We start from the raw sequence: 25,259 nt of genomic DNA, 5'->3' as shown, positions 1-25,259 counted from the left end.
ATGCCGGGGCACTCACGCTCACAACGACACATCGACAGCATGGAGTGGCTTTTTTTGACCTGCACCAGTGTCCAGGCTGCCGCACGCTGCGCCGCTCAGTTGGCCGAGCGAGTCCACAGATCTGCCCCGAGATCTTCCCGAGCGCACAGCGCTGAATTCTCTGCTATCGCAAGAGTTTCCAACCGCATTGGGAGAGCTGAGCCCAATCGAAGGCGGTCGAGCCGCTGCTGAACGGCAGCTCAGGGCGATGGATGCCAAGCGCTATGGCCGCAGTCGCAACCACCTCAACGGTTCTGTCACACGCCTCTCGCCCTACATCCGCCACGGAATTCTCACGCTTGCGGAGGTGCGAGATGCCGTCTTCTCACAGCTAAAACAGAACAACCAAAGAAGGGATGACGGCGGAAAACTGATCAACGAACTGGGATGGCGTGATTTCTGGCAGCGGATGTGGCTTGATCTCGGCGATCGCATTCATGACGATCAGGAAGATCACAAAACAGGCCATGCCGCCGGTGAGTATCAGCAGTGTCTCCCCAATGACATCCGGGAGGGACGAACAAACCTGGCCTGCATGGACGGTTTCAGAAAGGAATTGGTGACTCAGGGATGGCTGCATAACCACGCGCGGATGTGGATGGCGGCCTACCTCGTGCACTGGAGACGGGTGCACTGGCGTGCAGGGGCTGACTGGTTCCTCGAGCACCTGCTGGATGGCGACCCCGCCAGCAACCACCTGAGCTGGCAGTGGGTGGCCAGCAGCTTCAGCCACAAGCCCTATGTCTTCAATCGCCAAAACCTGGAGCGTTACAGCAACGGGCGGTATTGCCAGGACTGTCCGAGCAACGAATCCTGCCCCTTTGATCGCAGTTACGAGCAGTTGGAGCAACAGCTGTTCAAGCTTCAGCCAGCCATCCGTGAGGGAAGCGCTCGTCGCTCATCCCGCTCCAGCTCACGGCCCAGGACCCAGCGATTTTGATGGACCCCCGCAAACCAATCCTCTGGGTGCATGAGGAAGCCCTGGGACCAGCCAACCCCGCTCTTCAGGACTACCCCAACACACCAGGACTGTTCGTGTTCGACGACGCCTGGATTCAAGACCAGTCCATCAGCCGTAAACGCATCGGTTTTTTGTACGAATCCGCTTTGAGCCTGCCGCTCACCCTGCGCCGAGGTGACGTGGCACATGAGGTGCTGCGTTTCGCCCAACGCCACGGAGCCGACGCTGTGATCACCAGCACCATGGTGGATCCCCGCCTCCAACGCATTGCTGCAGCCATTGATCGGGAGCTTCCTCTCTGGATGCTCGACCCGGATCCCTTTGTGGAGTTACCCAAACCACCCCGGCTGGGTCGCTTTAGTCGCTACTGGCGAGACGCGGAACCTGTGGTCTGGGAAAGGTTTTAGTCCTCCTTTAAAAGCTTGTCCTCGCGCTGTTTTTCCTCAACAGGATCAGTCAGAAGGTCTGGGTATTCCAAGGCCGGAAGACTCACGGGCATCAGATCTGATGCCTTCAACGGTGGTTCCAGCCATTGCCAGCGCGCCTGAGGAGCTCGGAGTTTGCACAGCGCCTCGAGCTCTTGCTTCAGAGTCTTTCGAACGTCTCTGCGCTTCACCGCTGCAAGAAACTCTGCACGGGGCGCCAATCCAGAACTAAACGGAGCACTTCCGTTGCCGTTAAACAATCGCGCCGGGTCAGGAAGCCAGCGCGGTGAACAGACAGCTGGATCGCTGGTATCGGTTTCCAAATAGAGATGAATCCCATAGCCATCGGGTTGACTGACGACAGCAAGTCCATCGTGGGGCGTATTGCGCTGCAGGGGAAAGACTTTCCAGGTGGTTTCTTTCTTCTGGACACAGGCGCTCACTAGTCCTGCCATGACCACCAATGTCAGCACCCGCACCATCAACTCGATCCTGCTTTGACAGGTAATTCTCTACCGACTCAGGATGGCGGAATCCACCATTGCTCGATGCCATGGTCCTGACGCCATCCACGATGCTGCCTCTTCAGCATCCTCTGCCTCAATTTTCACTGCCCCTGGTGTCGGGTCACCCGCCCTGGTCCTCGCCAGATGAGCTGGTGAGTAGCAGGAATCTGCCAGGGCGTCCTCTGTTAATGATGCTGATCTGTGCTCACTGCCCATTCGTGAAACACGTGGAGCCAGAGATCACCCGGTTGGAGTTGGATTTCGGAGACCAGATCACCATGCTCGCCATCTCCAGTAACAGCCTCACCACCCACCCTCAAGACGGACGTGATGGGCTGCGGCAACAGGCCGATCAGCAGGGCTGGCGCTTCCCCTACTTGCTAGATGAACAGCAAACACTGGCCAAAGATCTGCGTGGCGCCTGCACCCCTGAGTTCTATGCCTTTGCACCCGATGCCGATGGCACGCAAACGCTTCGCTACCGAGGCCAACTCGATGCAAGTCGGCCTGGGAATGAGCAGCCTCTCGACGGATCTGATCTACGCGCTGCACTCACAAATCTCTTGGCTGGAACCCCTGTGAGCGAGACGCAGCTGCCGTCCATGGGCTGCAACATCAAGTGGAACCCTGGCCAGGAACCCCCATGGTTTGGCCAGTCGACTTAAGGTGCCCGCCATGCAGGTGCCTCCGTTCAGCCTCACAGATCAGCTCGCCGATCTCGGATCAGAGCTCGATGACGCCGTCTTGCGGGTGTTGCGCAGTGGGCAATACATCGGTGGCGCCGAGATCAAACAATTTGAGGACGCGTTTGCAGCAAGCGTGAACAGTCGCCATGCCGTGGGTTGCAACAGTGGTACTGATGCCTTGATCCTGGCCTTACGAGGCCTTGGCATCGGCTCTGGCGATGAGGTGATCACGGCATCCTTCAGCTTCTTTGCAACGGCCGAAGCGATCAGTGCTGTGGGAGCGACGCCCGTGTTCGTGGACGTGGACCCTGTCACCTATCTGATCGACCTCAATCTGATTGAAGCCGCAATCACACCCGCCACGAGGGCACTGCTACCCGTTCACCTGTTCGGCCGTCCGGTGAACATGGCACGCATCATGGACATCGCCCATTCCCATGGGCTCAAAGTGGTGGAGGACTGCGCGCAGGCGACTGGGGCCAGCTGGGATTCCAAACCCGTAGGCAGTTGGGGGGATGTGGGCTGTTTCAGCTTTTTCCCCACGAAAAATCTCGGAGCTGCAGGCGATGGCGGCGCGATCACCTGCCAAGATGATGATCTTGCCCAACGCATGCGTGAGCTGGCGGTGCATGGCATGCCCCGCCGCTACCTGCACACCGCATTGGGCTACAACAGCCGCCTGGATTCCATTCAGGCCGCAGTTCTCAACGTGAAGCTGCCATACCTCAGCGGATGGGTCGAGAAGCGAGCAGCAATCGCCAAGCGCTATCTGGAAGCTCTCAAAGACATCCCGGGCCTTGAGCTCCCCGAGTCCGCCACTGATGCGAACGTGGGCCATGGCTGGAATCAATTTGTGGTGCGCGTAGGCCTCTGCCCAAACAACCAGCCGTCCTGTGACAGAACCTGCTCCGAATCAGACAGCACCTTGGGCTTGCCCTCCAGTCGTTGCCGGGACTGGCTCAAGCAAAGCCTCCAAGAGCAAGGTGTTAACACGATCATTTATTACCCCATCCCAATCCATCGGCAGCCGGCATACGAAGGCCAAGCTCACGCTGAGGGCAACCTGCCGATCACCGATCAACTGTGCAGCGAAGTGCTGAGTCTGCCGATCTTTCCGGAATTAACACCTGAACAACAGGAACGCGTGATCGCGGTGTTGCGCGAGCAACTCGTGGCTCAGATTCAAGAGCGAATGGTGGCGTAAAGCGCTTTGAACTTGGCCTGCTGCACTTTGTGATTCACCAGCTGCTCCGGATAGCCCCTGCGCTCTAAAGCAGCGATCTCACCACTGATCAAATCCTTGGTGTTGACGTGCCGCAATTCAGGAACCCATTCACGGATGTACTCACCCTCGGCATCAAATTTCGACGCCTGAGTGGCCGGGTTAAAAATCCGCAAAGGCTTTGGATCCATGCCACTGCTGGCGCTCCATTGCCAGCCACCATTGTTGGCAGCCAAATCTCCATCCACCTCCAACTCCATGAAGGCGCGCTCGCCCCAACGCCAATCACAGATCAAATCCTTCACAAGGAATGAGGCCACGATCATGCGGCAACGGTTATGCATCCAGCCGCTTTGGTTGAGCTGTCGCATCGCCGCATCGATGATCGGCATCCCCGTTTGTCCTTCCCTCCAAGCGTCAAACCAGTTGCTGTTGTTTTCCCAAGGGAAACGCCGCCACTGCTCGCGATAAGGACCATCCGCCAGTTCAGGGAAATGGAACAAGGCCTGCTGGTAAAACTCACGCCAGCAGAGTTCCTGTTCCCACACCGTGATCGCCTGCCGTTGCTCTTCACTACGGGCGATCTCCTTGACTCCTTGGGCAGCGCACCAGGCCTGACGAGGACTGACCGTACCCACACTTAATCCCGCACTGAGATACGACGTTCCTGGCATCCCCGGAAAATTGCGATCGGGTTCATAGGCCAACAAAGCCCCGTCGGCAAACGTGGCTAACTGCTCAGCCGCCGCGGCCTCTCCTGGACGACTGGGGCACAGATCCGTGCCACGAAAACCGTGCTCAACCTGCAACTGCTGCAGCTGCCGCTGCCCCTCAGTGCACAAACGGCCTAGCGCACTCTCACCACCACGAATGGCTTCCAGCATGTCGGCCTCCAGATCGATCAAGGCCCTGGGAGCATCCACCGTGCTTGGCGCACGGCGCTCCACCTGCCCGCGCCAATTGCGCAGGAAAGGACCAAACACGCGATACGGATCACCACCACCGGTTTTGATCAAATCCGGTGCCAGCAGCAGCTGATCCCAATCCACCAACACCTTGCGACCATCCGCTTGCAGTGCTTTGGCCACCTGACGGTCGCGTTCCCTTGCATAGGGCTCCACATCCCGGCTCCAGACCACCGCAGGCGCCTCCAGTAACGACGCCAAACGCGGCAGCAGCTGCACCGGATCGCCGGCCAACACCAGCAAACGACTCCCCACATCACGCCAGCGCTGCTGAAGCTCGCGCAGGCTTTCCACCAGGAACCAAAGCCGGGCCGGAGCCATCGGTGGCAACGACTCAGGCGGGTGAATCAGCGCTGGATCAAGCACATACACGCCCGTCACCGCAGGGCTGATCTCCGCTGCCGCCTGCAAACCGAGATTGTCGGCCAAGCGCAGGTCGCGGCGATGCCAAAACAAAACGCGAGACGCCGTCATCAGAGACCCAACAGTTGCTTGGCGCGGAACCAGGCGGTGACGCTCTTGCCATCCAGCCATTCATCACCGGATGCCAGATGGGCATCCAATTCCGACGGATTCATCAGGATCACCTCAAGATCCTCATCGTCATCGCCAGTGGGTGGATGCTCCAAACGGCTGAGGTCCCGCGCCAAAAAGCAATGAATCACCTCGTCGGAATATCCAGGACAAGGCAACATCGGGCCAAGCGAATCCCAACGGGCAGCGCTGTATCCAGCTTCTTCCCCAAGCTCTCGTTGCATTGATTCCAGGGGATCTTCACCCTCTTCGAGGGTGCCCGCAGGGAACTCAAGGAGACGTGCCTGCACCGCAAAACGGTATTGACGCAAAATCACAACCTGGCCGTCAGACGTGATGGGAACAGCCAGTGAGGCGCCTGGGTGGCGAATGATCCCAAACGTTCCCTCCACCCCCATTGGCAACAGGATGCGATTGCGCTCGAAACGAATCTTGCGCGCATCCATGATCTCGAGGGTCTCCAACAACTTGGAGGGCTCAGGCGCGGGAAGCGGGGCCATTCAGGTGGAACAAGCTTTGAATCCAGCATGGCGGGTTCAGTTCCACAGCCGTGCCTCAGCCCAGCTTTCAGCTCAGCCAGGGCGTTGAAGCCTGCATGGCCGCCAGCAATGGCTCCATCACAAAACAGCGCAAATGCAAGCGAGGGTGCGGCAACGTCAAGCGCGGGTGATCCAAACGCCAATCGCCCCAAAACAACCAATCGAGATCCAAAGGTCGCGGTCCCCATCGTTCCTCCTGAGAGCGGTCGCGCCCAAATGATCGCTCCACCTGTTGGAGTGCATCCAGCAAATCCAGTGCAGCGCTCGACGCAGGTTTGACCTCTAGGCCCTTCACCAGCAGAACGGCATTGAGATAAGACGGCTGATCGGAGGGTCCACCCACAGGTGCGGTCTGCTGCAACGGGGACCAAGAGAACGTCAGTGCCGAAGACACATCGTTCGGAGCAGTGGTCACTGGCCTGCTCTCTTCCACGGACTGGGCCCAACGACCGATCAGACCCTCCAGCAAGGGCCTCACGGCCATGAGAGTCCGCAGCGGCGAGCCATAAGGGCCGACCTGATTGGAGCCCAGGGCCACAGCAAGGCTGTGGGTCTGATCAGCGAGACTGTTTCTCACAGGTGGAGTCAAGGCGCATCCATGGTTGCAAGCGGGGTGACATCAAAGGGAGTCATCAACACAGTGGCGCTGGATCAAGCCAGCCGGGCTTTTCCGCTGGCGGCTATTACCGGCCACGGCACCCTGAAGCTGGCCCTGCTGTTGGCAGCAGTCGATCCAGGCTTAGGCGGCGTGATCATTGCTGGCGGGCGTGGAACAGGCAAGTCGGTGCTGGCTCGTGGCTTGCATGCGCTGATCCCTCCCATCGACGTTGTTGACCTTGAAGCCGCTGGAGAGACCAAGCTGCCGGGACGCAACCTCGATCCGCAGAATGCCCAGGATTGGGGCGAACGGCAGCAAGATCCACCCACCACAGTTATTCCAGCCCCGTTCGTCCAGATTCCCCTTGGCGTTACGGAAGATCGCCTGGTGGGCTCCGTGGATGTCACCGCCTCCTTGGCCAGTGGTTCCCCCGTTTTCCAGCCGGGATTACTGGCAGAAGCACACCGCGGTGTGCTCTACGTCGATGAGCTGAACCTCCTCGACGACGGGATCATCAATCTGTTGCTTGCCGCCGTTGGCAGCGGTGAAAACCAGGTGGAACGGGAAGGGCTCAGCCTGAGCCACCCCTGCCGGCCACTGCTGATTGCCACGTACAACCCCGAGGAAGGGGCCATCCGCGATCACCTATTGGATCGCTTTGCGATCGTCTTATCCGCCAATCAAATCGTTAGCACTGAGCAACGAGTGGAGATCACCAACGCGGTCCTGGCCCACGGTCAGTGCAGCAGAAGCTTCTCCGACAAGTGGAGCGAAGAAACCGACGCGCTCGCCACCCAATTGCTCCTGGCGCGGCAATGGCTACCTGATGTACAAATCAGCAGCGAACAGATCGAATATCTGGTGATCGAGGCCATTCGCGGTGGGGTGGAAGGGCATCGCTCCGAGCTCTATGCCGTGCGTGCCGCCAAAGCCCATGCCGCCCTCAGCGGGCGCGATCAGGTGGAAGCAGAGGACTTACAAGTCGCGGTTGCGCTGGTGATCGCCCCACGGGCCTCTCAACTGCCCCCACCTGAACAACAGATGGAGCCACCACCACCCCAAGATCAACAGCCACCGCCACCACCTGAAGGAACAGGGGAAGAGGAAGAACAGGACAGCGAAGAACAGGAGAGTGAAGACAACAGCGATGATGACGACACCCCCGAAGATCAGCCACCACCGTCGGTCCCGGAAGAGTTCATGCTCGATCCAGAGTCCGTAGCGATTGATCCCGATCTGCTGCTGTTCAACGCTGCCAAGAGCAAAAGCGGCAACAGCGGCAGCCGCTCCGTTGTCCTCAGTGACAGCCGTGGTCGCTATGTGAAACCGATGTTGCCCCGTGGCACCGTGCGCCGCATCGCCGTTGACGCCACCCTGCGCGCTGCGGCCCCGTATCAAAAGGCTCGCCGCGCACGGCAGCCAGACCGCGTCGTCATTGTTGAAGAGTCCGACCTCCGAGCCAAGCTGCTGCAACGCCAGGCTGGTGCCCTGGTGATCTTTCTGGTGGATGCCAGTGGTTCGATGGCTCTGAACCGCATGCAGAGCGCCAAAGGGGCCGTGATCCGACTCCTCACCGAGGCCTACGAAAACCGCGACGAGGTGGCCCTCATTCCTTTCCGCGGTGATCAAGCTGAAGTGCTGCTGCCCCCCACCCGCTCGATTACGGCCGCACGGCGACGCCTGGAGTCCATGCCCTGCGGCGGTGGCTCACCGCTGGCCCATGGCCTGACCCAAGCCGCCCGGGTGGGTGCCAACGCCCTGGCCACAGGCGATCTCGGCCAAGTGGTAGTAGTTGCAATCACGGATGGTCGAGGCAATGTCCCCTTGAGCACCTCTCTTGGGCAACCCGTGCTGGAGGGAGAGGAAAAGCCCGACTTAAAGCAAGAAGTGTTGGATGTGGCCACCCGCTATCGGATGCTCGGCCTCAAGCTGCTGGTGATCGACACCGAACGCAAATTCATCGGTAGCGGCATGGGCAAAGATCTTGCCGAAGCCGCTGGAGGAAAATATGTGCAGCTCCCCAAAGCAAGCGATCAGGCGATTGCCGCAGTCGCCATGGATGCTCTGAACACGGTTTAACTCAACACGGTTTAAGGCTTGGCGACATCCGGGGTGCTTGCTGGGTACAACTCGTGAAAAAACTGGCCTAAACCGATCGTGACGCTCCGCACAGCCGCCATGAATTGGGGGTCTGCCGTGAGTTTTTCAACGTCACCACCCACCTCATCAAAGGTTGCTGTCAACGATCGGGCATTGCTCACCGTTTGCTTGAGGTCGGTCATGGTTGTTGGCGTGTCAAAAGCGCTCACAATGCTGTTGATGTGACGACTTGCACTAGCGGCCTGAGCCGTGGCTTCATTGAGGTTCGCAATCGTGGGTGCAGCCTTAGCCAAATCCTCTCTGAGTTGCGTGGCAAGCAGCTCAATATCCCTCAACGTTTCGTCGAACTGTTCTGTCGATCCAACCAACTTGGGGACCAACTGTTCTGTCTTTGCCTGATTCAAAAGCTCCTGAAAAGAGTTTGTGATCGATGCGAGGCTCGCGGATTCGCTGCCTTGAATCGTTGCTCCATCACACAAAACACCCTGCCCTTTGCAGCGTTGAGATTTGGGCAACGGAGCATTCTTTTGAGGAGGCGGGCCAAGACTGGTTAGGGCCACCTGAGAGTCTCCACCCAACAGCGATTCAGACGCCACTGCGGCTTGAACAGGCAGCGATAACTGGAGATCATCCTGAGAAATCTCGATCGACACCCTGACAGCCTTAGGCGTCACCTTGATATCCGTGACATTCCCCACCATGATTCCCCGATAGGTCACAGGTGAGCGAACCGCCAATCCCCCTGCATCCTGGAAATCGGCCGTCACGGTCCAAGACTTTGACAAAACACGCTCGCCTCTGAGCCAGAGCATGGTGCCTGCAAAGCCGACAACCGCGGCAATCACGGAAAATCCGACAATCCCCTCACGTACGCTCCGACGCATAATTCAGTGCTCAGCAGGCTGCATAGGTCCGCGCAGGTTACCCGTCCTGAACTGAACAACGTAGGGATTCTCTGTTGTTCGGTAATCGTCCACAGTTCCGTCCCATTGGAACCGGCCGCCATACAGCATCACAATTCGCTCCGCCGTGCGTTCGATGGTGCTGTGGACATGGCTGACCACCAGCGAACACCCCTGAGCCACTGTGGTGGTTTTGACGATTAAATCTTCAATCCTCGTGGCTGCCACTGGGTCTAGACCTGCTGTGGGCTCGTCATATAACAAGAGGGGCATGGCAGCTTCATCTCGATCTGGATCATCAATCAAGGCGCGAGCAAAGCTCACTCGCTTCTGCATCCCTCCACTGATTTCGCCGGGATATTGATGGGCGACTTCATAAAGACCCACAGCTTCCAAGCAGGCCATGACACGGTCGCGAATTTGGGCGGGACGCATCCTTCCGAGCCGGTTCAATAGGAAGCCAACGTTTTCCTCCACCGTTAAGGACGCCAACAGTGCTGGGTTTTGGAAGACAAGACGGACATCGGGCGGACGGCGTTGATCCAGGCGGAGGTAGGTCTGAGGTTCACCAAACAACCTCAATTCGCCAGCGGTGGGCAGTTGTAAACCAGCCAGCAAACGCAAAACGGTTGATTTTCCCGCTCCTGAAGGACCGACCACCGCGATGCGCTCCCCGGGATTCATCAGCAGATTCACCCCGTCCAGCACCGGATGAGACCCCCACTGCATCGTGAGATCTCTCATCTCAACAACGGGTTTGAACGAGGAATCCCGCGCGTTAACCAAAGGGCTGATGGCTGAAAGTTGACTCATCCTGCCTGGATTGCCGTAAAAGGTTGGTGATCAGGTTCAACTTCCGTACAGTTCAACTACTTCGGTGGATTTGACGCCATCGCACCCGATCCCTTTTGACCAGCCCTCCACGCCGCGGAAATCGACAACGACTCCGAGCCATGCAGGCGGAACGGCAGCGCGATCTAATGCTGCGCTCCCGCAGGGCCATGAGCTGGTTGCAACCCGGACTGGTGGTGAAGCGATGGCTACTCACCTCGGGAATTGGATTGGTCTTGGCCCTCTTAGGGGCTGCGGTCTGGGCAGACCTACAACCCATCTATTGGATGCTCTGGGCCATTCAAGAATCTCTTGGTTGGATCACGAGAGTGTTGCCGGGTGCTTTCACCGGTCCGCTCGTGCTGCTGCTGGGGATCGGACTGCTGCTCTGGGGGCAAAGCCAGAGTTTTGGCTCGATCCAACAGGCCCTGGCCCCGGAAAAAGACACGGTCTTAATAGATGCGCTTCGTGCAAAAAGTCGCCTCAATCGAGGCCCCAGCATTGTGGCGATTGGTGGTGGAACAGGCTTATCAACCTTGCTGAGTGGTCTGAAGCGCTATAGCAGCCACATCACAGCGATCGTGACCGTTGCCGATGACGGAGGCAGTAGCGGCGTGCTGCGTCGCGAACTTGGCGTGTTGCCTCCAGGAGACATCCGCAACTGTCTTGCCGCTCTCTCCACAGAAGAACCGTTACTCACCCGTCTGTTCCAATACCGCTTCTCAGCGGGCAGCGGTCTAGAAGGCCACAGCTTTGGCAATCTCTTTCTGTCCGCCCTCAGCGCGATTACGGGGAGCCTGGAAACAGCGATCACAGCGTCAAGTCGCGTCCTCGCCGTTCAGGGCCAGGTGGTGCCCGCTACCAACGCCGATGTGCGTCTCTGGGCTGAACTCGAAGACGGCACAACGATTGAAGGGGAATCGGCGATTGGCAATGCACGCAGCCCGATTGTGCGGATGGGATGCCTGCCGGAAAAGCCACCGGCATTACCCAGAGCACTCGAGGCCATTGCCCACGCCGATTTGATTTTGCTGGGACCAGGCAGTTTGTACACCTCACTTCTTCCGAACCTGCTAGTGCCTGAATTGGTCACGGCGATTCAACGCAGCCGCGCGCCCAGGCTTTACATCTGCAACCTGATGACCCAACCAGGCGAAACGGATGGATTGGATGTGAGTGGTCACCTGCGCGCCATCGAAGCCCAATTGGCTTCTCTCGGGGTGAGCAAGCGCTTGTTCGACTGCGTGCTTGCCCAGGAACCCATCAGGGAATCTGCTCTTCTGGCGCACTACCGCAAGTTGGGCGCAGAACCAGTGATCTGCAACAGCAGGCAACTGCAACAAGAGGGCTTTGAAGTCATGCAGGCCCCACTTCAGGGGAGCCGGCCCACTGCGACTCTCCGCCACGATCCTCGCAGTCTTGCCTTAGCTGTGATGCGCTTTTACCGGCGGCATAAGCGTGACAGTCAAAACGCTTGAATTTAGTAAGCGTCTTGCATTTCATAGAAGTCGGGTTGCACGTAATCCTTACGAAGCGGCCAGCCCGTCCAGTCTTCAGGCATCAGTAAACGCTTCGGATGGGGATGACCGTCGAAGTGAATGCCAAACATGTCGAAGGTTTCACGCTCCTGCCAATCCGCGCCACGGAAGAGTCCATACAGGCTGGGAAGACTGGGCTCACCCTCCCGGGACAAGAACACCTTGAGGCGCACTTCACGGAGGGTGTCTCTCTTGCCGTCGATGAGCTCAGCCATCGCCACAAAGTGATAGAAGCAAACGAGCCGCTCGCCGGGCCCCTCGTCATATCCGCCCTGACATTGCAAGTAGTCGAAACCATTGCTTTTCAAGGCAGCAGCAATCACTTGCAAGAACAGAGCTTCAACCCCGATTTGCTCAACACCGAGATGGTCGGCATCCAAGGGATCGTGATCGAAGCCTTGCTTGTTCAGCCATTGGCTCACAGGACCTGGTTGAGGAGAGGCCGAAACAGGTACATCAGCAGACGACTGCTTCTCGGAATTAGGACTCATGACGACGCACCTGAGGAGACGGGCTCAGCGGACTCAGTTTGCTCTGGTTCAGGCATCGGGACACCTGCACCAGGAGCGAGAGCAGCGACCTGGGTCTCAGCACGCAGGTAGGAGCCCGTCACGATTGGTTCAACGGGAACCATGGCGTGATCGACGGTGCAGTAACGGTGCGTTTGCTTGAGCTGACGGCGATCACTCACCGACTCATTTCCCACCTTTTTCCGAAGCTTGATCACCGCATCAAAAATAGCTTCAGGACGAGGCGGACATCCGGGAAGATACAGATCCACAGGGATCAGTTTGTCCACGCCACGAACAGCGGTCGTGGAATCAGCGCTGAACATACCGCCCGTAATCGTGCAGGCTCCCATTGCGATGACGTACTTCGGTTCAGGCATTTGCTCATAAAGCCGAACCAATGCCGGACCCATCTTCATCGTGACCGTGCCAGCGACGATTAAAAGATCGGCTTGCCTAGGCGAACTACGAGGCACAAGTCCAAAGCGATCAAAATCGAAGCGCGAGCCAAGAAGAGCAGCAAACTCGATAAAACAACAGGCCGTCCCGTACAACAACGGCCAAAGGCTGCTGAGACGCGCCCAATTATGTAAGTCATCCAAGCTCGTCAAGATGACGTTCTCACTCAGATCATTCGTGACAGTGGGCGAACCCTCTGCAGCTCCACCTACGGGCCCGCAACTCGCTTCACGAAGATCGCGAAGGGATTGGATCGAAGGGCTGTCGCCGGTTGAGGTCATGGTGATGGGGTCGGTCATCAATCAGCTCCACTCGAGGGCGCCTTTACGCCATGCATAGGCCAATGCCACAAGGAGGATGGTAATAAAAACAAGGGCTTCAATGAACGCCAATAAGCCCAAGCGATGGAAGGCAACAGCCCAGGGATAAAGAAAGACCGTCTCGACATCAAAAATGACGAAAACAAGCGCAAACATGTAATAGCGAATATTGAATTGAATCCAAGCGCCACCGATCGGCTCCATCCCGGATTCATAGGTGAGCTCACGCTCTCCGGTCTGGCTGCGAGGAGCCAAAAACTTGTTGGTCACCAACGCCAAAACGGGTACTGCTGCAGCAATCAGCAGAAATCCCAGGAATGCGTCATAACCCGGCAGCACAAACATCAAGGCAGCCTCGATTTGAACCCCAGTCTGGCATTCGTAGACCACCTCTGTCGTTGCAAGGCCCAGCGCCGATAGAGTCTTGGCACCTTGTGGAGGAGTGGTGAGCGAAGAGATCAGCCAAGCAGCGGACGTTCCCGCCGACGTTGACCCCCTCGCAGAGGAGTTAATCGAAGCCGAACCCCATCAAGACGAGGCGAACACAAGCACGGTCGAGGAGACATCCGATCCACGCACGCATCGGTTCGAATGCCGAAGCTGTGGATACGTTTACGACCCCAATGAAGGTGTCACAAAGCTGGGCATCGTTGTGGGCACTGCTTTTGAAGATCTCGACCCGATCAGATTCCGTTGTCCGGTCTGCCGCAGCAGGGTGGGAGCCTTTACCGACATTGGGCCTCGCTCCAAAGCGAGTGGGTTTGAGGAGAACCTTAATTTCGGTCTCGGCGTTAACCGCCTCACTCCAGGGCAAAAAAATGTGCTGATTTTTGGCGGCCTCGCCCTTGGCTTTGCTTTCTTCCTCTCTCTTTATTCACTGCGCTGAGACCACCTCTGATCCCAATGAAGCAACTGCTTACCCCTTTCTTCAATCTTTTGTTAGTGGCCTGCATTGGCCTCGGTCTTGGTGGGTGTGTCACCACGCGTTTGCCGATGGCACAGTCCAGCCCCTGGCAAGCCCTTGACCTCAACACCCAAGCCAATCCTCTGGATGTGGCCTTCACGAGCGCCGACCATGGCTTCCTTGTGGGAAGTAACAGACTCATCCTTGAAACGAATGATGGCGGTGCCAATTGGAATGAACGCAGCCTTGATCTCCCTGTCGAAGAGAATTTTCGATTAATCAGCATCGCCTTCGACGGTGACGATGGCTGGATCGCAGGCCAGCCTGGTTTGCTGATGCACACCACCGATGGTGGCAAGAACTGGACCCGACTCTTCCTTGACACCAAACTTCCAGGCGAGCCCTACCTGATTACAGCTCTAGGACCCAACACAGCCGAACTCGCTACCAATGTTGGTGCGGTCTATCGCACCAGTGACGGAGGCGGAAGCTGGGAAGCGGAGGTGAGTGATGCCGCGGGTGCGATTCGCGATTTGCGACGGGGACCTGAAGGTGGATATGTGAGCGTGAGCAGCCTCGGCAACTTCTATGCCGGATGGGCCCCTGGGCAAGACGTCTGGCAAGTGCACCAGCGCGTCAGCAGTCAGCGGCTTCAAAGCATCGGCTATCAACCTGATGGAAAGTTGTGGATGGTGGCTCGAGGAGCTCAGATTCGTTTCAATGAAGATGACGTTGACAATGAGAACTGGGGTAAGGCGATCATCCCGATCACCAATGGCTACGGCTACATGGACATGGCCTGGTCCGATGACGGTGCCATTTGGGCCGGTGGCGGCAATGGGACGCTGCTGGTGAGTCGTGACAACGGCGACAGCTGGGAACGGGATCCCGAAGCGAATCAGACCCCCACGAATTTCAACCGTTTCGTGTTCGATCACAGCGGCAATCGATTGCATGCCTTCCTTCTTGGCGAGCGCGGCAACCTCTTGCGCTGGTCCGCCACGAGCTGATCCCATCCGAACTCCCGCGGCTCTGACAACGCTCTGTAACCAGTGGAGTGAGAGCGGCGCGAGTTTGGGGCAGCTGCCCTAAGATCAATCAGCTGATACGCCCGACGCCATGGCTGCCGGCTCCACCGGGGAACGCCCGTTTTTCGAAATCATCACCAGTATTCGTTACTGGGTGATTCATGCCATCACCTTGCCATCCATTTTCTTGGCAGGGTTCCTGTTCGTGTCCACAGGTCTCGCTTACGACGCCTTCGGCACACCTCGTCCAGATGCTTATTTTCAGGCCTCTGAAAGCAAGGCTCCTGTTGTGAGCCAGCGTTATGAGGGCAAATCTGAACTCGACCTGCGCTTGAAATAAGCCATGACACAGTCTCCAGCCACTTCAACGCCTCGCAACTACCCAATCTTCACGGTGCGTTGGCTCGCTTTGCACACCTTGGGTGTTCCCACAGTTTTCTTCTTGGGTGCCCTAGCTGCGATGCAGTTTATTCGCCGCTAATCACCCAACGAAATTTCCATGGAGCGCAATCCCAACCCCAACAATCTGCCGGTTGAGCTAAACCGCACGAGCCTTTATCTAGGGCTGTTGATTGTTTTTACGACTGGAATCCTTTTTTCCAGCTACTTCTTCAACTGAAGGACTGAATCATGAGCGGTAAGAAATCCAATCTGCCAGACGGTCGCATACCAGATCGCCTACCCGATGGCCGACCAGCAGTTGCCTGGAGGTCTCGCTGGACTGAAGGCACTCTTCCTCTTTGGCTTGTTGCTACAGCAGGTGGGATGGCAGTCATTTTTGTTGTTGGCCTCTTCTTTTATGGCTCCTATGTGGGCGTTGGTTCTGCCTAGTTATTTTCTCAAGCCTTAATCAAATCTCTTCCCATGGATAGTTTTCTATCGATGGGATTTTTTATTGCAATCTATTTAGGAAGGCATAACACAATCATCGCGAAGCACGAAGCGTGATCCCAATTGTGCATTGATGCAATCTGGATCGAATTTTTGGTCGTTTTGGACGTTTTCATGACGGTTGAACCCTTACGATTGAAGTGATCACAGACAAGGCTGTTGCAACGTGTCCTGTTCAGTGAATCAGCATCAGTCACAGCAGAAACCCCGCAAAAGACGACCAAAGGGCAGGCAACTTGTTTGCCCGGTTCACCAGGGTCAAATCCTTCGAGGAAACGGAAAAAAATATTTTTTGCATTTATTGAGCGCAGAAGCCCTTAAGCAACGCGGGATGTCTTCCAAAACTGCACGACTCGTGATTAATGCTTATCCAGTGTTTGTGTTGAGCAACGAGTGGCTTGAAGAGCTGTATTGCGAACAATGCGGCAGCAGCCATTGGTGCCACATCATCAAACATTCCCCTGATCAATACACCGTGCGCTGGGCGCCCCAACATCTGTGGGAGCAGGTGGCCCATGTCGACCCGAGTGTGGCCAATCCAACCGTTAGTGAATACACCCGCAAGCAAGCGCGCAGACACCAACAAAAACGTGTGGACGGGAAAAGCTTCTACGGTTGATAAAAAGTCTGGTACCAATCAGCAAACCGTTGAATGCCCTCTTCGATCGAGGTCGAAGGCTTAAATCCCACCCAAGCTTCTAAAGCCTCTGTGTTTGCAGCCGTGGCCACCACATCACCAGGCTGCATCGGCTGAAAATCCTTGATTGCTTCCCTCCCTAACGCCTGTTCCATCACCTCAATGAAACGCAGAAGTTCGGTGGGCTGACTGTTGCCGATATTGAACACCCGATGAGGTGCCGCGGCCGTCGCCGGGTCAGGCTGCATCGGATCAAACTCGAGATTCGGAGTGGCGGGCTTGTCGCAACAGCGCAACACACCCTCCACGATGTCGTCGATGTAGGTGAAATCACGCTGCATTTTGCCGTGATTGAACACCTTGATTGGATCTCCGGCCAGGATCGCCTTTGCAAACAACATTGGAGCCATATCCGGTCTGCCCCATGGGCCATAGACCGTAAAAAAGCGCAGGCCAGTGGCTGGCAACCCATAGAGGTGGCTGTAGGTATGCGCCATCAACTCATTCGCTTTCTTGCTGGCGGCATAGAGGCTCACGGGATGATTCACCGCTTGTTGTTCGTGAAACGGCAAATTGCGGTTGCCGCCATACACCGAGCTACTGGAGGCGTACACCAAATTGTCAACGCCGTGATGACGACAACCTTCAAGGATGTGGCCAAAGCCCACCAAATTGCTCTGGATATAGGCAGCTGGATTTTCCAGTGAGTAACGAACACCCGCTTGGGCTGCGAGATTCACCACCACCCGCGGTCTCTCCGCCGCAAACAGCTTGAGCAAGGCCTCGCCGTCCTCCAAGGCCAGGCGTTGGAAACTCCAAGATCCAGGCCTTGGCGCGGCCAATGTCTCGATGCGAGCAAGGCGTGCCTGCTTCAGGGCTGGGTCGTAATAGTCATTGAGATTGTCAATGCCGATCACATGATCGCCCCGTTGGAGTAGTCGCTCGCACAACGCGGCTCCGATGAAGCCAGCCGCACCAGTCACCAAAATCGGACGTAAAGACTGGCTCACGCGTCGCCCTCCCCAACACACCAAACATTCAAACCAGCAGAGGCGACTTGTTTCGGATCAGCGACGCCACGGGCATCAAACACCCAGGCTGGTTTGCGCATCAAAGGCGCAAGTCCGGCCCAATCGAGCTCCCGGTACTGCTGCCACTCCGTGAGGATCAATACGGCATCGGCACCCCGCAGCGCTGAGGCCACATCGGAGCTCGGCCACCAGGTGGCTTCTCCACTCAAGGCACCCCGCGTTGGCCCGGCATCAGCCTCCGGTGCGTGGCTCGCGATCAGTTTTAAATCGCGGCTGATCTGTTCCGGATCCACCTTCGGGTCATGAATGGCTAGCTGGGCCCCTTCTTCAAGAAGATCTCTGCAGATTCGAATCGCTGGAGCCTCGCGCGTGTCGTTGGTGTCCGCCTTAAACGCAAAGCCCAAAATCGCCAAGCGCTTGCCTGTGACCGTGCCAAACAATTTCTGAACCACCAAGCGCGCAATGCGGTGCTGTTGCCAGGTGTTCAGCAACACCACGCTCTCCCAATAGTCGGCCACATCTGGCAAACCGAAGTGACGGCAGAGATACACCAAATTCAGGATGTCTTTCTGGAAACAGCTGCCCCCAAATCCTGGACCTGCGTTGAGAAATTTGGGTCCAATCCGGCTATCAGTGCCGATCGCTTTCGCCACCTCGCGCACATCCGCACCGGTGGCCTCACACAGGGCCGCAACCGAGTTGATCGAGCTAATTCTCTGCGCAAGAAAGGCGTTAGCGGTGAGCTTGGAGAGCTCGCTGCTCCACAGATTGGTGCGCAGAATCTTCTCTTCAGGCACCCACTGGCTGTAGATCTCCGCCAGAGCATCGATTGCTTCAGCGTTTTCCCCACCGATCAAGACGCGATCAGGGCTTGCTAGATCACGAATCGCCGTCCCCTCAGCCAAAAACTCTGGATTGGAGAGCACCGAAAAGGTTTTCAAGTCCGCTGATGAATCAACGGAGCCCAAAATCGCCTTGACGGCTTCCGCCGTTCGCACCGGAAGGGTGCTTTTCTCCACCACAATCGTGTGGCCCGTAGCGGCCTTCGCCACCGTGCGCGCGCAGGCTTCCACCCAGCGAAGATCACTGGCCTGGCCGGCTCCCAGGCCCCTGGTCTTGGTGGGTGTGTTCACGGAGATGAACACCATGTCTGCAGCAGCAATCGTGTCCTCAACCGCCGTGGAAAAAAATAAATTCCGCCCGCGCGCCCGCTCGACCACCGCATCCAGCCCTGGTTCATACACAGGCAACTTGGAGAGATCGCTGTTGTTCCAGGCAGCAATCCGATCCTGATTGATATCCACAACCGTGACCTTCACCTCCGGGCAGCGATCGGCGATTACGGCCATGGTGGGACCACCCACATAGCCAGCGCCAATACAGCAAATCGATCGAATCTTGGGATTGCTGCTCATCAGAAAAACGCTGGCGCCGTCTTTGACTCGGCAGGTTATCGCTGTTTGGCTAGGAAAGACACGGCGTCCTCCCAGGTGAGTTGCTGTTCCTCGCCCTCTCCACGCAAGGGCTTCAGCCGCAAGGTCCCTGCCGAAGCCTCTTCATCACCAAGCACCACAGCCCATGGCGCACCGGAACGATCGGCACGCTTGAACTGCTTGCCGAACGCCGCGCTCGAGCCATCCAGCTCAACGGCAAGGCCTGCGCCCCGTAATGTCCGGGCCAAAGTCAATGCTTGTGGTTCAGCCTGCTCGCCGCGATTGATCACATACACCAGCGGTGATGGCGTGGCTGTGAGCCGGGCCGCAGCTCCATCGGGATCGGCTTGCGCAGCAGCTGCGATCACCAGCAACAGACGCTCCATCCCCAGGGCCCAGCCGATCGCGGGCGTGGCTGGGCCACCCAATTGCTGGATCAGCCCGTCGTAACGACCACCGCCACAGACTGTGGCCTGGGCACCGAGTTGATCACTCGTGATTTCAAACGCGGTATGGCCGTAGTAATCGAGACCACGCACCAAGCGGGGATTGAGTTGATAGGGAATCTGCAGCGCGGTCAGCAGGGCACACACCTGCTCAAACCGATCCACACTCTCCTTATCAAGGGCTTTTAACAGCGTTGGCGCATCGTTCAACAGCAGCTGGGTGCCCTTGTCTTTGCTGTCGAGAATGCGCAGGGGGTTCGTGCTGAGACGCGCTTGGGACTCTGCATCCAACTGCTCAACGCGCTCCTCAAGCCACTCCACCAGCTCAGAGCGAAAGCGCTGGCGATCGTCAGGAGTACCGAGGCTGTTGATTTCAAGCTTGAGGCCCTGAATCCCCAAGTCAGACAACAGATCCCAGGCCAGGGCGATCACCTCAGCATCGCTTCGAGGGCTGCTGGCCCCGAGATATTCGACACCGATCTGGTGAAACTGGCGCTGACGGCCAGCCTGAGGACGTTCATAACGGAACATCGGACCGCCGTACCACAGCCGCTGAGGCCCTTGGCTCAGCAGGCCATGCTGGAGCGCTGCTCTCACCACAGAGGCGGTGCCTTCTGGACGCAGGGTGCAAGAGCGGTCGCCCCGATCCAAAAAGGTGTACATCTCCTTGCCCACCACATCCGTGGCCTCACCAATGCCCCGGGCAAACAGGTCCGTGAATTCGAGCAACGGCGTTCGAATCTCGTCTAAACCCGCACAACGAAAGTGTTCGCGCGCCACCGACTCCACAGCCTGCCAACGTCTGGTCTGCTCCGGCAGCAGATCCACCATGCCGCGCAATGTCTGCAGCTGACTCACAGCACACCATCACCATCACCAGCGCAGTCTGCCGACGAATCGTGTAATTAGGCCCCCTCCGCCCCAGAATGCTATGGGATAACAACGATTCGATGGCCCAACTGCTGATTACGGGCGGAGCCGGCTTCATCGGCAGCCATACCTGCCTTGTGCTGCTGGAGGCTGGCCATCAACTGTTGGTGCTGGACGATTTCAGCAATAGCTCAGCGGTCGCGTTGGAACGGGTCGCTGAACTCGCAGGCGTTCGCTTACAGCGAGATCAACCAACCCTGAGAGCGGCACCGGAAACGTTCACCCTGGTAGAGGGAGATATCAGGGATGCCCAATGCCTGGATGCCCTGTTCGCAAGCGCGACAACGTTCGGCCAGCCGATTGAGGCGGTGATTCATTTCGCTGGACTGAAGGCTGTAGGTGAATCGGTTCAACAGCCTTTGCGGTATTGGGATGTCAACGTTGTTGGCACTCAGCGACTGCTGAGTGCGATGGACCGCCACAGCTGCCGCACCCTGGTGTTCAGCAGTAGCACCACCCTTTACGGCTACCCGGATCAAGTGCCGATTCCGGAAACGGCCCCGATCCAACCGATCAATCCCTATGGAGCCAGCAAACACGCCGCAGAGTCACTGCTCGCAAATCTGGCGGGGTGCAGCGGTAACACTGAACCAATCCAAGCCAGCGAAGGTGGCTGGCGCATCGCTCGGTTGCGCTACTTCAATCCCGTAGGCGCCCACCCCAGTGGACGGATTGGGGAAGACCCCAACGGCATCCCCAACAATCTGTTCCCCTTCATCACTCAAGTGGCCGTAGGCCGCCGGCCTCAACTCACTGTGTTTGGTGACGACTGGCCAACGCCAGACGGAACCTGCATTCGCGATTACATCCATGTGATGGATCTAGCCGAAGGTCACCGAGAAGCACTCCATTCGCTGCTCAATGCTGATCCCCAATTGCTCACCCTCAATCTGGGGAGCGGGCAGGGAGCGAGCGTGCTCGATGTGGTGAAGGCCATGGAAGCAGCGAGCCAGCGTCCGATTCCCTATCGAATCGCTCCCAGGCGTCCCGGCGATGTAGCCATCACCTTGGCCAATCCAACTCTGGCGGCCGAACACCTCTATTGGCGCACGCAGCGCTCGCTGACCGACATCTGCCGCGATGGCTGGTCTTGGCAACAGGCCAATCCCCAGGGCTACATCCGCCAAACATGACAGGGCATCTGGTGCTAGCCGGAGGAGGGCACAGCCATGCACTGCTGCTGAGGAAATGGGTCATGAACCCTGGCAGCAGACCAAACCGTTTCATCACCCTGATCAGTCGCCATAGCACCGCCCTTTATTCGGGAATGGTTCCAGGACTCGTGGCAGGCCATTACCAGCGCGAAGAACTGGAGATCGATCTGCGACAGCTGACGGATCAGGCCGAAGTTGCCCTCATCGTCGCGGAGATCAAGGGGCTTGATCCGCTCAAACACCAACTCTGGTTGGCTGACCGCCCACCAATTCGGTACGACCAGCTCAGCCTCAACGTGGGCTGCATCACCAACAACCTTGGCCCAATCCAACGAGACACAATCGCGATTAAACCGCTGGAACAGGCCCTCACCGCAATCGATGAGGCCGACGCGAATCCACTGACCGCCCCCGTACGGATTGTGGGTTCAGGCCTAGCGGCCATCGAACTAAGCCTTGCCTTACGCCATCGCTGGCCTAGCCGAACAGTGAGCCTCCAAGCACGAACGAACGCCATTCACCGACGATTTCAAAAAGGGTTAGCGCTTGCAGGGGTATCGGTGCAACCAGCCTCTACCCCTGAGGGGAGGACCAAACCCTCCTTCCAAGGGCAGGAAAGCCTTGATCTGAACTGCACTGGTAGCTGTGCACCCACCTGGCTGAAAGACAGCGGGTTACCAGTCGATGAGCGAGGCAGAGTGCGAACAGAAGCCACTCTGGAAGTGCTTGGCCATTCAGGCCATTTCGCGGCAGGAGACTGCGCTGTGATCGACGCCGATCCACGGCCCGCTTCCGGCGTCTGGGCCGTACGAGCCGCTGATCCCTTGTCACGCAACCTCAAGGCCAGCTGCAACAACAGGCCATTACGTCCCTGGCGCTCCCAAAGGCAAGCCATGCAGTTGGTTGGCGGCTTTAGCCGCAACGGGAAGCCCACGGCGTGGGTCCTCTGGGGCCCGATCTGCCTAGGCCCCCACGCCTTGTTATGGACATGGAAAGAGCATATTGACCGCCGGTTTATGTCTCGATTGCGAGGGGCAAAGATGGCTGAAGTAAACCACGATGCCCAAGGCACCATGCTTTGCCGGGGCTGTGCCGCAAAATTACCCGCAGACGATCTAGAAGCGGCTCTCGAGGACGCCGGATTCGCCAAGTTTGGCAATGCACCAGAGGATGCTGCATCCATACCAGAGACCCAAAGCACAGATGGCGATTCCGTTTTGCAAAGCGTGGATGGCTTTCCAGCCCTGATCAGCGATCCATGGCTTAATGCTCGGCTCACGGCTCTGCACGCCTGTTCCGACCTCTGGGCATGTGGCGCAAAAGTGCGCTCAGCCCAGGCCGTGGTCACTCTGCCGCTGGCGGCTCCATCGTTGCAACGACTGCTGCTCAGCCAAACTCTTGCCGGCCTGAGATCGGCGCTTGAAGACCAGGGCGCGGAGCTTATCGGCGGCCATACCCTGGAAACACGCAGCCAGAGCGAGGGAACCTTGAGCCTGGGGGTGCAGGTGGCCTTGAACGTGCAGGGCTCAGCGCAAGGTCCGATTTGGAGCAAGCGCGGAATGCAAGCCGGCGACCAGTTGTTGCTCAGCGGTGCACTGGGTATGGGCGTGCTCTTCGCTGCGGCGATGAAAGGGGCCGTGCGGCCAGGTGACCTCGACCGGGCACTAGCACAAATGAATCAAAGTCAACATCAGCGCGTGGAACTACTGAGGAATCTTGAGAAAGAGCACCCTGGCCAACTCCATGCCGCTACCGACATCACTGGATTTGGACTGTTAGGCCACTTAGGCGAAATGCTCGAAACTCCTTCTATCAACAATCCACCATTAAGAGTGCAGCTCGAAGTAGAAGCACTTCCTGCTCTAAAGGGGGCCATTGAGCTGCTCGAAAAGGGCCATACCAGCAGCATGGCGCCAGCCAACCGCCGCGCCTGGTCGTTACTTCAACCTCAGCCAGAGGCAAACCTGCCTAAGCCCATAACCCTGCATCTCGGTGCAATCACCAAGGGGAGCCCCAGGCATAAGGCAGCCCTGGAACTACTCGTAGACCCACAAACCTGCGGACCATTACTGATCGCCGTTACTCCAGAATTAGCCAATGAAATTCTCTCAAGAAACGGATCAGAGAATTGGTGGAGAATTGGAAGCATATTGACTTAAATCAGGCACTCATAGAGCTGATCAGAAAAGCAAGACTTTCACCAACAAGGCATTGATTGCCTATAGCTAATCCATCTTGAAGCCTTGGCATTTAAGCCATAGAAAAAGAGCGAAGACTCTCAATGCCAGATTATTCAAGAGCTAGCGATCTCATGTCTTGCCCTCAATCGAACCCTGCTTCTCATCACCAGAAGGACTCATCCAAGCCATAGAAAGAAGATATCCAGTCACCACCTGCTGGAACGATGTCTTAATCAAAGTAGACTCCACAATTCCGGCAAACAAAATAAAAAACACACAGGCCAAGCCGGTCCAAGCAATGCCCAAATTATCCCATCGAAGAGCATCAAATAATCGCCGAAGGACAAGCCAAAACGAAACAATCATCAGCAGGAAAGCGATGAGCCCTTGATCTCCTAATACTTGCAGAAACGCATTATGCGCATGAGGTATTCCTCTCCCATAGAGAGATTTTGGATTTTTTTCTGTAATCTCAAAGCAATTGTCAGAACGCCTATCAAACCCCGCCCCTACCACGATTTCTGGCCATCGACCCAAACTCTGCCTTACAAAACATTGAGCTACATCAGCGCGGGCAGCATCGCTGGTATTTCGATAAGCCAGAGGACTCATCGGCAGATAAAGCAACAAATTTAAGGCCACAACAATTGCAAGCACCGCACCAGCCAATTGCCCTGAGCTCCTTGACGCTCTCGCCCTCCAGCGCCAACAACATTCAGCAAAGATCACTGCAAAGACCGGAACAGCAAATGCTGCACGCGATCCCGTAGCAAAGGCCAAAGCGAAACTGACAACCCCACCAATCCCAGCCAGCCAGGACATGGTTCCATGACGCGAAAACCTCCACAATCCGCACCCAGCCAACGCCATTAGGCCAAAGAGATAACCAGAACGATTAATGGTGATTCTCTGAATACGCACAACATATTGAGGCAACATCTCCCGAACAAAAGAGAACGGAATAAAGTTAAGATTTCCGTTAAGCGACTTGCCAAATTCCACAAAAGGAATCGCAACAATGACTCCTGCCAACAGAATAAATAGTGCGACCTGCCAAGACTTGTTTGTTTGCTTGAGTCCGGCAGCAAATGCCATCAGCACTAGGATCAAGTCTGAAGGAGAGGAAGTGCTTAAGGGGTGCACGATAGCCCCGAGACTAACCATGAGAATCCCAATCAACACTCCATAAATTGGCTGCTCAGACAATTTATTAACAAACTTCAGAACACACCAAAGCGTGAATATTAATATCATCCAAAGTGGATCTTCATTGCGCTCAAAGGCAAGACCAAGGATCGAAAGAGGCAGCAACACATCCAGCCATGGAGAGCTCAGGCTGATTCGATTCATGACAGGCAAAGACCACTCCAGCAAAACCTATGCTTCAGCTTGCCATAAAGAAGGAGCAAGGCTGATCAAACCAAGCAATCGCAGAAAACCCCACCTCATGCATTTAAAAGAACCAAATCAAGAACTAACTAGAAACACTCA

Annotated in this window: 28 protein-coding genes; 15 read left to right on the top strand and 13 right to left on the bottom strand. The window is 56.9% G+C overall.

The genetic code is table 11. The features are described from left to right. Positions 1 to 67: 67 nt before the first annotated feature. Together SIC18_RS04105 and SIC18_RS04100 are read left to right on the top strand one after the other, a co-directional pair. Complete coding sequence (locus SIC18_RS04105; protein ID WP_413430245.1) at positions 68 to 979, top strand: FAD-binding domain-containing protein; 912 nt, start codon at positions 68 to 70, stop codon at positions 977 to 979. After that, the gene (locus SIC18_RS04100) at positions 979 to 1,407 is read left to right on the top strand and encodes a hypothetical protein (protein ID WP_413430244.1); all 429 of its coding nucleotides are present in this window, start codon (positions 979 to 981) and stop codon (positions 1,405 to 1,407) included. Before SIC18_RS04105 ends, SIC18_RS04100 begins: the two co-directional genes overlap by 1 nt. Here the strand turns inward: SIC18_RS04100 and SIC18_RS04095 are convergent. Further along, positions 1,404 to 1,907: a hypothetical protein gene (locus SIC18_RS04095; RefSeq protein ID WP_413430243.1), complete on the bottom strand. Its 504-nt coding sequence runs from the start codon at positions 1,905 to 1,907 to the stop codon at positions 1,404 to 1,406. The genes SIC18_RS04100 and SIC18_RS04095 overlap by 4 nt on opposite strands. Positions 1,908 to 1,978: 71 nt before the next feature. Here SIC18_RS04095 and SIC18_RS04090 point away from each other — a divergent pair, with 71 nt between their 5' ends. After that, positions 1,979 to 2,596: a thioredoxin family protein gene (locus SIC18_RS04090; protein ID WP_413430242.1), complete on the top strand. Its 618-nt coding sequence runs from the start codon at positions 1,979 to 1,981 to the stop codon at positions 2,594 to 2,596. A gap of 10 nt (positions 2,597 to 2,606) precedes the next feature. Next, positions 2,607 to 3,821: a DegT/DnrJ/EryC1/StrS family aminotransferase gene (locus SIC18_RS04085; protein WP_413430241.1), complete on the top strand. Its 1,215-nt coding sequence runs from the start codon at positions 2,607 to 2,609 to the stop codon at positions 3,819 to 3,821. Here SIC18_RS04085 and SIC18_RS04080 read toward each other — a convergent pair. The 3 genes from SIC18_RS04080 to folK all read right to left on the bottom strand — a co-directional run bounded on the left by SIC18_RS04080 (position 3,800) and on the right by folK (position 6,454). Then, a complete protein-coding gene (locus tag SIC18_RS04080) occupies positions 3,800 to 5,278 on the bottom strand; it encodes an FAD-binding domain-containing protein (protein WP_413430240.1) in 1,479 nt (492 codons plus the stop codon). The two genes, SIC18_RS04085 and SIC18_RS04080, sit on opposite strands and share 22 nt — an antisense overlap. After that, positions 5,278 to 5,838, bottom strand: a complete 561-nt coding sequence (locus SIC18_RS04075; RefSeq protein WP_413430239.1) for an NUDIX hydrolase — start codon at positions 5,836 to 5,838, stop codon at positions 5,278 to 5,280. The genes SIC18_RS04080 and SIC18_RS04075 overlap by 1 nt, the downstream gene beginning before the upstream one ends. A 67-nt stretch (positions 5,839 to 5,905) precedes the next feature. Next, on the bottom strand, positions 5,906 to 6,454 hold the full coding sequence (folK, locus tag SIC18_RS04070; RefSeq protein ID WP_413430508.1) for a 2-amino-4-hydroxy-6-hydroxymethyldihydropteridine diphosphokinase: 549 nt from the start codon (positions 6,452 to 6,454) through the stop codon (positions 5,906 to 5,908). Positions 6,455 to 6,475: 21 nt separating this feature from the next. Here folK and bchD point away from each other — a divergent pair, with 21 nt between their 5' ends. Then, positions 6,476 to 8,554: a magnesium chelatase ATPase subunit D gene (gene bchD / locus SIC18_RS04065; RefSeq protein ID WP_413430238.1), complete on the top strand. Its 2,079-nt coding sequence runs from the start codon at positions 6,476 to 6,478 to the stop codon at positions 8,552 to 8,554. A gap of 11 nt (positions 8,555 to 8,565) precedes the next feature. Here the strand turns inward: bchD and SIC18_RS04060 are convergent, their stop codons facing one another. Continuing rightward, complete coding sequence (locus tag SIC18_RS04060; protein WP_413430237.1) at positions 8,566 to 9,459, bottom strand: MlaD family protein; 894 nt, start codon at positions 9,457 to 9,459, stop codon at positions 8,566 to 8,568. Between the two features lie 3 nt (positions 9,460 to 9,462). Then, on the bottom strand, positions 9,463 to 10,290 hold the full coding sequence (locus tag SIC18_RS04055) for an ABC transporter ATP-binding protein (RefSeq protein WP_048347771.1): 828 nt from the start codon (positions 10,288 to 10,290) through the stop codon (positions 9,463 to 9,465). Positions 10,291 to 10,430: 140 nt separating this feature from the next. Between SIC18_RS04055 and SIC18_RS04050 the strand changes: the two genes are divergently transcribed. Then, complete coding sequence (locus tag SIC18_RS04050) at positions 10,431 to 11,786, top strand: gluconeogenesis factor YvcK family protein (RefSeq protein WP_250395125.1); 1,356 nt, start codon at positions 10,431 to 10,433, stop codon at positions 11,784 to 11,786. A gap of 2 nt (positions 11,787 to 11,788) precedes the next feature. On the opposite strand, the gene SIC18_RS04045 is transcribed toward SIC18_RS04050, so the two are convergent. From SIC18_RS04045 to SIC18_RS04035, 3 genes are read right to left on the bottom strand one after another with little or no spacing between them, the layout of a single operon-like run. Continuing rightward, complete coding sequence (locus tag SIC18_RS04045) at positions 11,789 to 12,337, bottom strand: NAD(P)H-quinone oxidoreductase subunit J (RefSeq protein WP_250395118.1); 549 nt, start codon at positions 12,335 to 12,337, stop codon at positions 11,789 to 11,791. Then, positions 12,334 to 13,113, bottom strand: a complete 780-nt coding sequence (nuoB, locus tag SIC18_RS04040) for an NADH-quinone oxidoreductase subunit NuoB (protein WP_413430236.1) — start codon at positions 13,111 to 13,113, stop codon at positions 12,334 to 12,336. Before nuoB ends, SIC18_RS04045 begins: the two co-directional genes overlap by 4 nt. Positions 13,114 to 13,116: 3 nt before the next feature. Continuing rightward, positions 13,117 to 13,479, bottom strand: a complete 363-nt coding sequence (locus SIC18_RS04035) for an NAD(P)H-quinone oxidoreductase subunit 3 (protein WP_413430235.1) — start codon at positions 13,477 to 13,479, stop codon at positions 13,117 to 13,119. A gap of 100 nt (positions 13,480 to 13,579) precedes the next feature. On the opposite strand from SIC18_RS04035, the gene SIC18_RS04030 reads away from it, so the two are divergent. The 7 genes from SIC18_RS04030 (at position 13,580) to SIC18_RS04000 (ending at position 16,576) form a co-directional block, all read left to right on the top strand. After that, positions 13,580 to 14,020, top strand: a complete 441-nt coding sequence (locus SIC18_RS04030) for a rubredoxin (RefSeq protein ID WP_413430234.1) — start codon at positions 13,580 to 13,582, stop codon at positions 14,018 to 14,020. Positions 14,021 to 14,037: 17 nt separating this feature from the next. Then, positions 14,038 to 15,048: a photosynthesis system II assembly factor Ycf48 gene (locus SIC18_RS04025; RefSeq protein ID WP_048347769.1), complete on the top strand. Its 1,011-nt coding sequence runs from the start codon at positions 14,038 to 14,040 to the stop codon at positions 15,046 to 15,048. Positions 15,049 to 15,157: 109 nt separating this feature from the next. Continuing rightward, complete coding sequence (gene psbE / locus SIC18_RS04020) at positions 15,158 to 15,406, top strand: cytochrome b559 subunit alpha (protein ID WP_006853744.1); 249 nt, start codon at positions 15,158 to 15,160, stop codon at positions 15,404 to 15,406. Positions 15,407 to 15,409: 3 nt separating this feature from the next. Then, positions 15,410 to 15,547, top strand: coding sequence for a cytochrome b559 subunit beta (psbF, locus tag SIC18_RS04015; RefSeq protein WP_048347768.1), 138 nt, complete (start codon positions 15,410 to 15,412; stop codon positions 15,545 to 15,547). 18 nt (positions 15,548 to 15,565) lie between these two features. Beyond that, positions 15,566 to 15,685, top strand: coding sequence for a photosystem II reaction center protein L (locus SIC18_RS04010; RefSeq protein ID WP_006853746.1), 120 nt, complete (start codon positions 15,566 to 15,568; stop codon positions 15,683 to 15,685). A gap of 11 nt (positions 15,686 to 15,696) precedes the next feature. Next, a complete protein-coding gene (locus SIC18_RS04005) occupies positions 15,697 to 15,897 on the top strand; it encodes a photosystem II reaction center protein J (protein ID WP_048347767.1) in 201 nt (66 codons plus the stop codon). A gap of 391 nt (positions 15,898 to 16,288) precedes the next feature. After that, positions 16,289 to 16,576 (top strand): hypothetical protein, encoded by a 288-nt coding sequence (locus SIC18_RS04000; RefSeq protein WP_413430233.1) that lies wholly within the window; start codon positions 16,289 to 16,291, stop codon positions 16,574 to 16,576. Here the strand turns inward: SIC18_RS04000 and SIC18_RS03995 are convergent. From SIC18_RS03995 to hisS, 3 genes are read right to left on the bottom strand one after another with little or no spacing between them, the layout of a single operon-like run. Next, positions 16,567 to 17,604 (bottom strand): NAD-dependent epimerase, encoded by a 1,038-nt coding sequence (locus tag SIC18_RS03995; protein WP_413430232.1) that lies wholly within the window; start codon positions 17,602 to 17,604, stop codon positions 16,567 to 16,569. The genes SIC18_RS04000 and SIC18_RS03995 overlap by 10 nt on opposite strands. Next, a complete protein-coding gene (locus SIC18_RS03990) occupies positions 17,601 to 19,040 on the bottom strand; it encodes a nucleotide sugar dehydrogenase (protein ID WP_413430231.1) in 1,440 nt (479 codons plus the stop codon). The genes SIC18_RS03995 and SIC18_RS03990 overlap by 4 nt, the downstream gene beginning before the upstream one ends. A gap of 35 nt (positions 19,041 to 19,075) precedes the next feature. Next, the gene (gene hisS, locus SIC18_RS03985; protein WP_413430230.1) at positions 19,076 to 20,362 is read right to left on the bottom strand and encodes a histidine--tRNA ligase; all 1,287 of its coding nucleotides are present in this window, start codon (positions 20,360 to 20,362) and stop codon (positions 19,076 to 19,078) included. A 92-nt stretch (positions 20,363 to 20,454) separates the two neighbouring features. Between hisS and galE the strand changes: the two genes are divergently transcribed. Both galE and selD read left to right on the top strand, forming a co-directional pair. Beyond that, positions 20,455 to 21,567: a UDP-glucose 4-epimerase GalE gene (gene galE / locus SIC18_RS03980; protein ID WP_413430229.1), complete on the top strand. Its 1,113-nt coding sequence runs from the start codon at positions 20,455 to 20,457 to the stop codon at positions 21,565 to 21,567. Next, positions 21,564 to 23,747, top strand: coding sequence for a selenide, water dikinase SelD (gene selD, locus SIC18_RS03975; RefSeq protein WP_413430228.1), 2,184 nt, complete (start codon positions 21,564 to 21,566; stop codon positions 23,745 to 23,747). Before galE ends, selD begins: the two co-directional genes overlap by 4 nt. Before the next feature lie 150 nt (positions 23,748 to 23,897). Here the strand turns inward: selD and SIC18_RS03970 are convergent, their stop codons facing one another. Further along, entirely contained in the window at positions 23,898 to 25,082 is a 1,185-nt protein-coding gene (locus SIC18_RS03970) for an O-antigen ligase family protein (RefSeq protein WP_413430227.1), read from the bottom strand. Positions 25,083 to 25,259 lie beyond the last annotated feature (177 nt).

The sequence above is a fragment of the Synechococcus sp. Cu2B8-bc1011 genome (genome assembly GCF_047302735.1).
Taxonomy (GTDB): Bacteria; Cyanobacteriota; Cyanobacteriia; order PCC-6307; family Cyanobiaceae; genus Synechococcus_C.
This window is presented reverse-complemented; position numbering and strand designations above follow the sequence as displayed.

Excerpts from the sequence above, each read along its gene's own strand:
- SIC18_RS04055 (WP_048347771.1), bottom strand. The coding sequence starts at position 10,290 with ATGAGTCAACTTTCAGCCATCAGCCCTTTGGTTAACGCGCGGGATTCC.
- SIC18_RS04090 (WP_413430242.1), top strand. The coding sequence starts at position 1,979 with ATGGTCCTGACGCCATCCACGATGCTGCCTCTTCAGCATCCTCTGCCT.
- selD (WP_413430228.1), top strand. The coding sequence starts at position 21,564 with ATGACAGGGCATCTGGTGCTAGCCGGAGGAGGGCACAGCCATGCACTG.
- nuoB (WP_413430236.1), bottom strand. The coding sequence starts at position 13,113 with ATGACCGACCCCATCACCATGACCTCAACCGGCGACAGCCCTTCGATC.
- SIC18_RS04085 (WP_413430241.1), top strand. The coding sequence starts at position 2,607 with ATGCAGGTGCCTCCGTTCAGCCTCACAGATCAGCTCGCCGATCTCGGA.
- SIC18_RS04010 (WP_006853746.1), top strand. The coding sequence starts at position 15,566 with ATGGAGCGCAATCCCAACCCCAACAATCTGCCGGTTGAGCTAAACCGC.
- SIC18_RS04045 (WP_250395118.1), bottom strand. The coding sequence starts at position 12,337 with ATGAGTCCTAATTCCGAGAAGCAGTCGTCTGCTGATGTACCTGTTTCG.
- SIC18_RS04050 (WP_250395125.1), top strand. The coding sequence starts at position 10,431 with ATGCAGGCGGAACGGCAGCGCGATCTAATGCTGCGCTCCCGCAGGGCC.
- SIC18_RS03990 (WP_413430231.1), bottom strand. The coding sequence starts at position 19,040 with ATGAGCAGCAATCCCAAGATTCGATCGATTTGCTGTATTGGCGCTGGC.
- SIC18_RS04080 (WP_413430240.1), bottom strand. The coding sequence starts at position 5,278 with ATGACGGCGTCTCGCGTTTTGTTTTGGCATCGCCGCGACCTGCGCTTG.
- SIC18_RS04100 (WP_413430244.1), top strand. The coding sequence starts at position 979 with ATGGACCCCCGCAAACCAATCCTCTGGGTGCATGAGGAAGCCCTGGGA.
- SIC18_RS04060 (WP_413430237.1), bottom strand. The coding sequence starts at position 9,459 with ATGCGTCGGAGCGTACGTGAGGGGATTGTCGGATTTTCCGTGATTGCC.
- psbE (WP_006853744.1), top strand. The coding sequence starts at position 15,158 with ATGGCTGCCGGCTCCACCGGGGAACGCCCGTTTTTCGAAATCATCACC.
- SIC18_RS04025 (WP_048347769.1), top strand. The coding sequence starts at position 14,038 with ATGAAGCAACTGCTTACCCCTTTCTTCAATCTTTTGTTAGTGGCCTGC.
- SIC18_RS04075 (WP_413430239.1), bottom strand. The coding sequence starts at position 5,838 with ATGGCCCCGCTTCCCGCGCCTGAGCCCTCCAAGTTGTTGGAGACCCTC.
- galE (WP_413430229.1), top strand. The coding sequence starts at position 20,455 with ATGGCCCAACTGCTGATTACGGGCGGAGCCGGCTTCATCGGCAGCCAT.
- SIC18_RS04095 (WP_413430243.1), bottom strand. The coding sequence starts at position 1,907 with ATGGTGCGGGTGCTGACATTGGTGGTCATGGCAGGACTAGTGAGCGCC.
- psbF (WP_048347768.1), top strand. The coding sequence starts at position 15,410 with ATGACACAGTCTCCAGCCACTTCAACGCCTCGCAACTACCCAATCTTC.
- SIC18_RS04000 (WP_413430233.1), top strand. The coding sequence starts at position 16,289 with ATGTCTTCCAAAACTGCACGACTCGTGATTAATGCTTATCCAGTGTTT.
- bchD (WP_413430238.1), top strand. The coding sequence starts at position 6,476 with ATGGTTGCAAGCGGGGTGACATCAAAGGGAGTCATCAACACAGTGGCG.
- SIC18_RS04005 (WP_048347767.1), top strand. The coding sequence starts at position 15,697 with ATGAGCGGTAAGAAATCCAATCTGCCAGACGGTCGCATACCAGATCGC.
- SIC18_RS04035 (WP_413430235.1), bottom strand. The coding sequence starts at position 13,479 with ATGTTTGTGCTGCCGGGTTATGACGCATTCCTGGGATTTCTGCTGATT.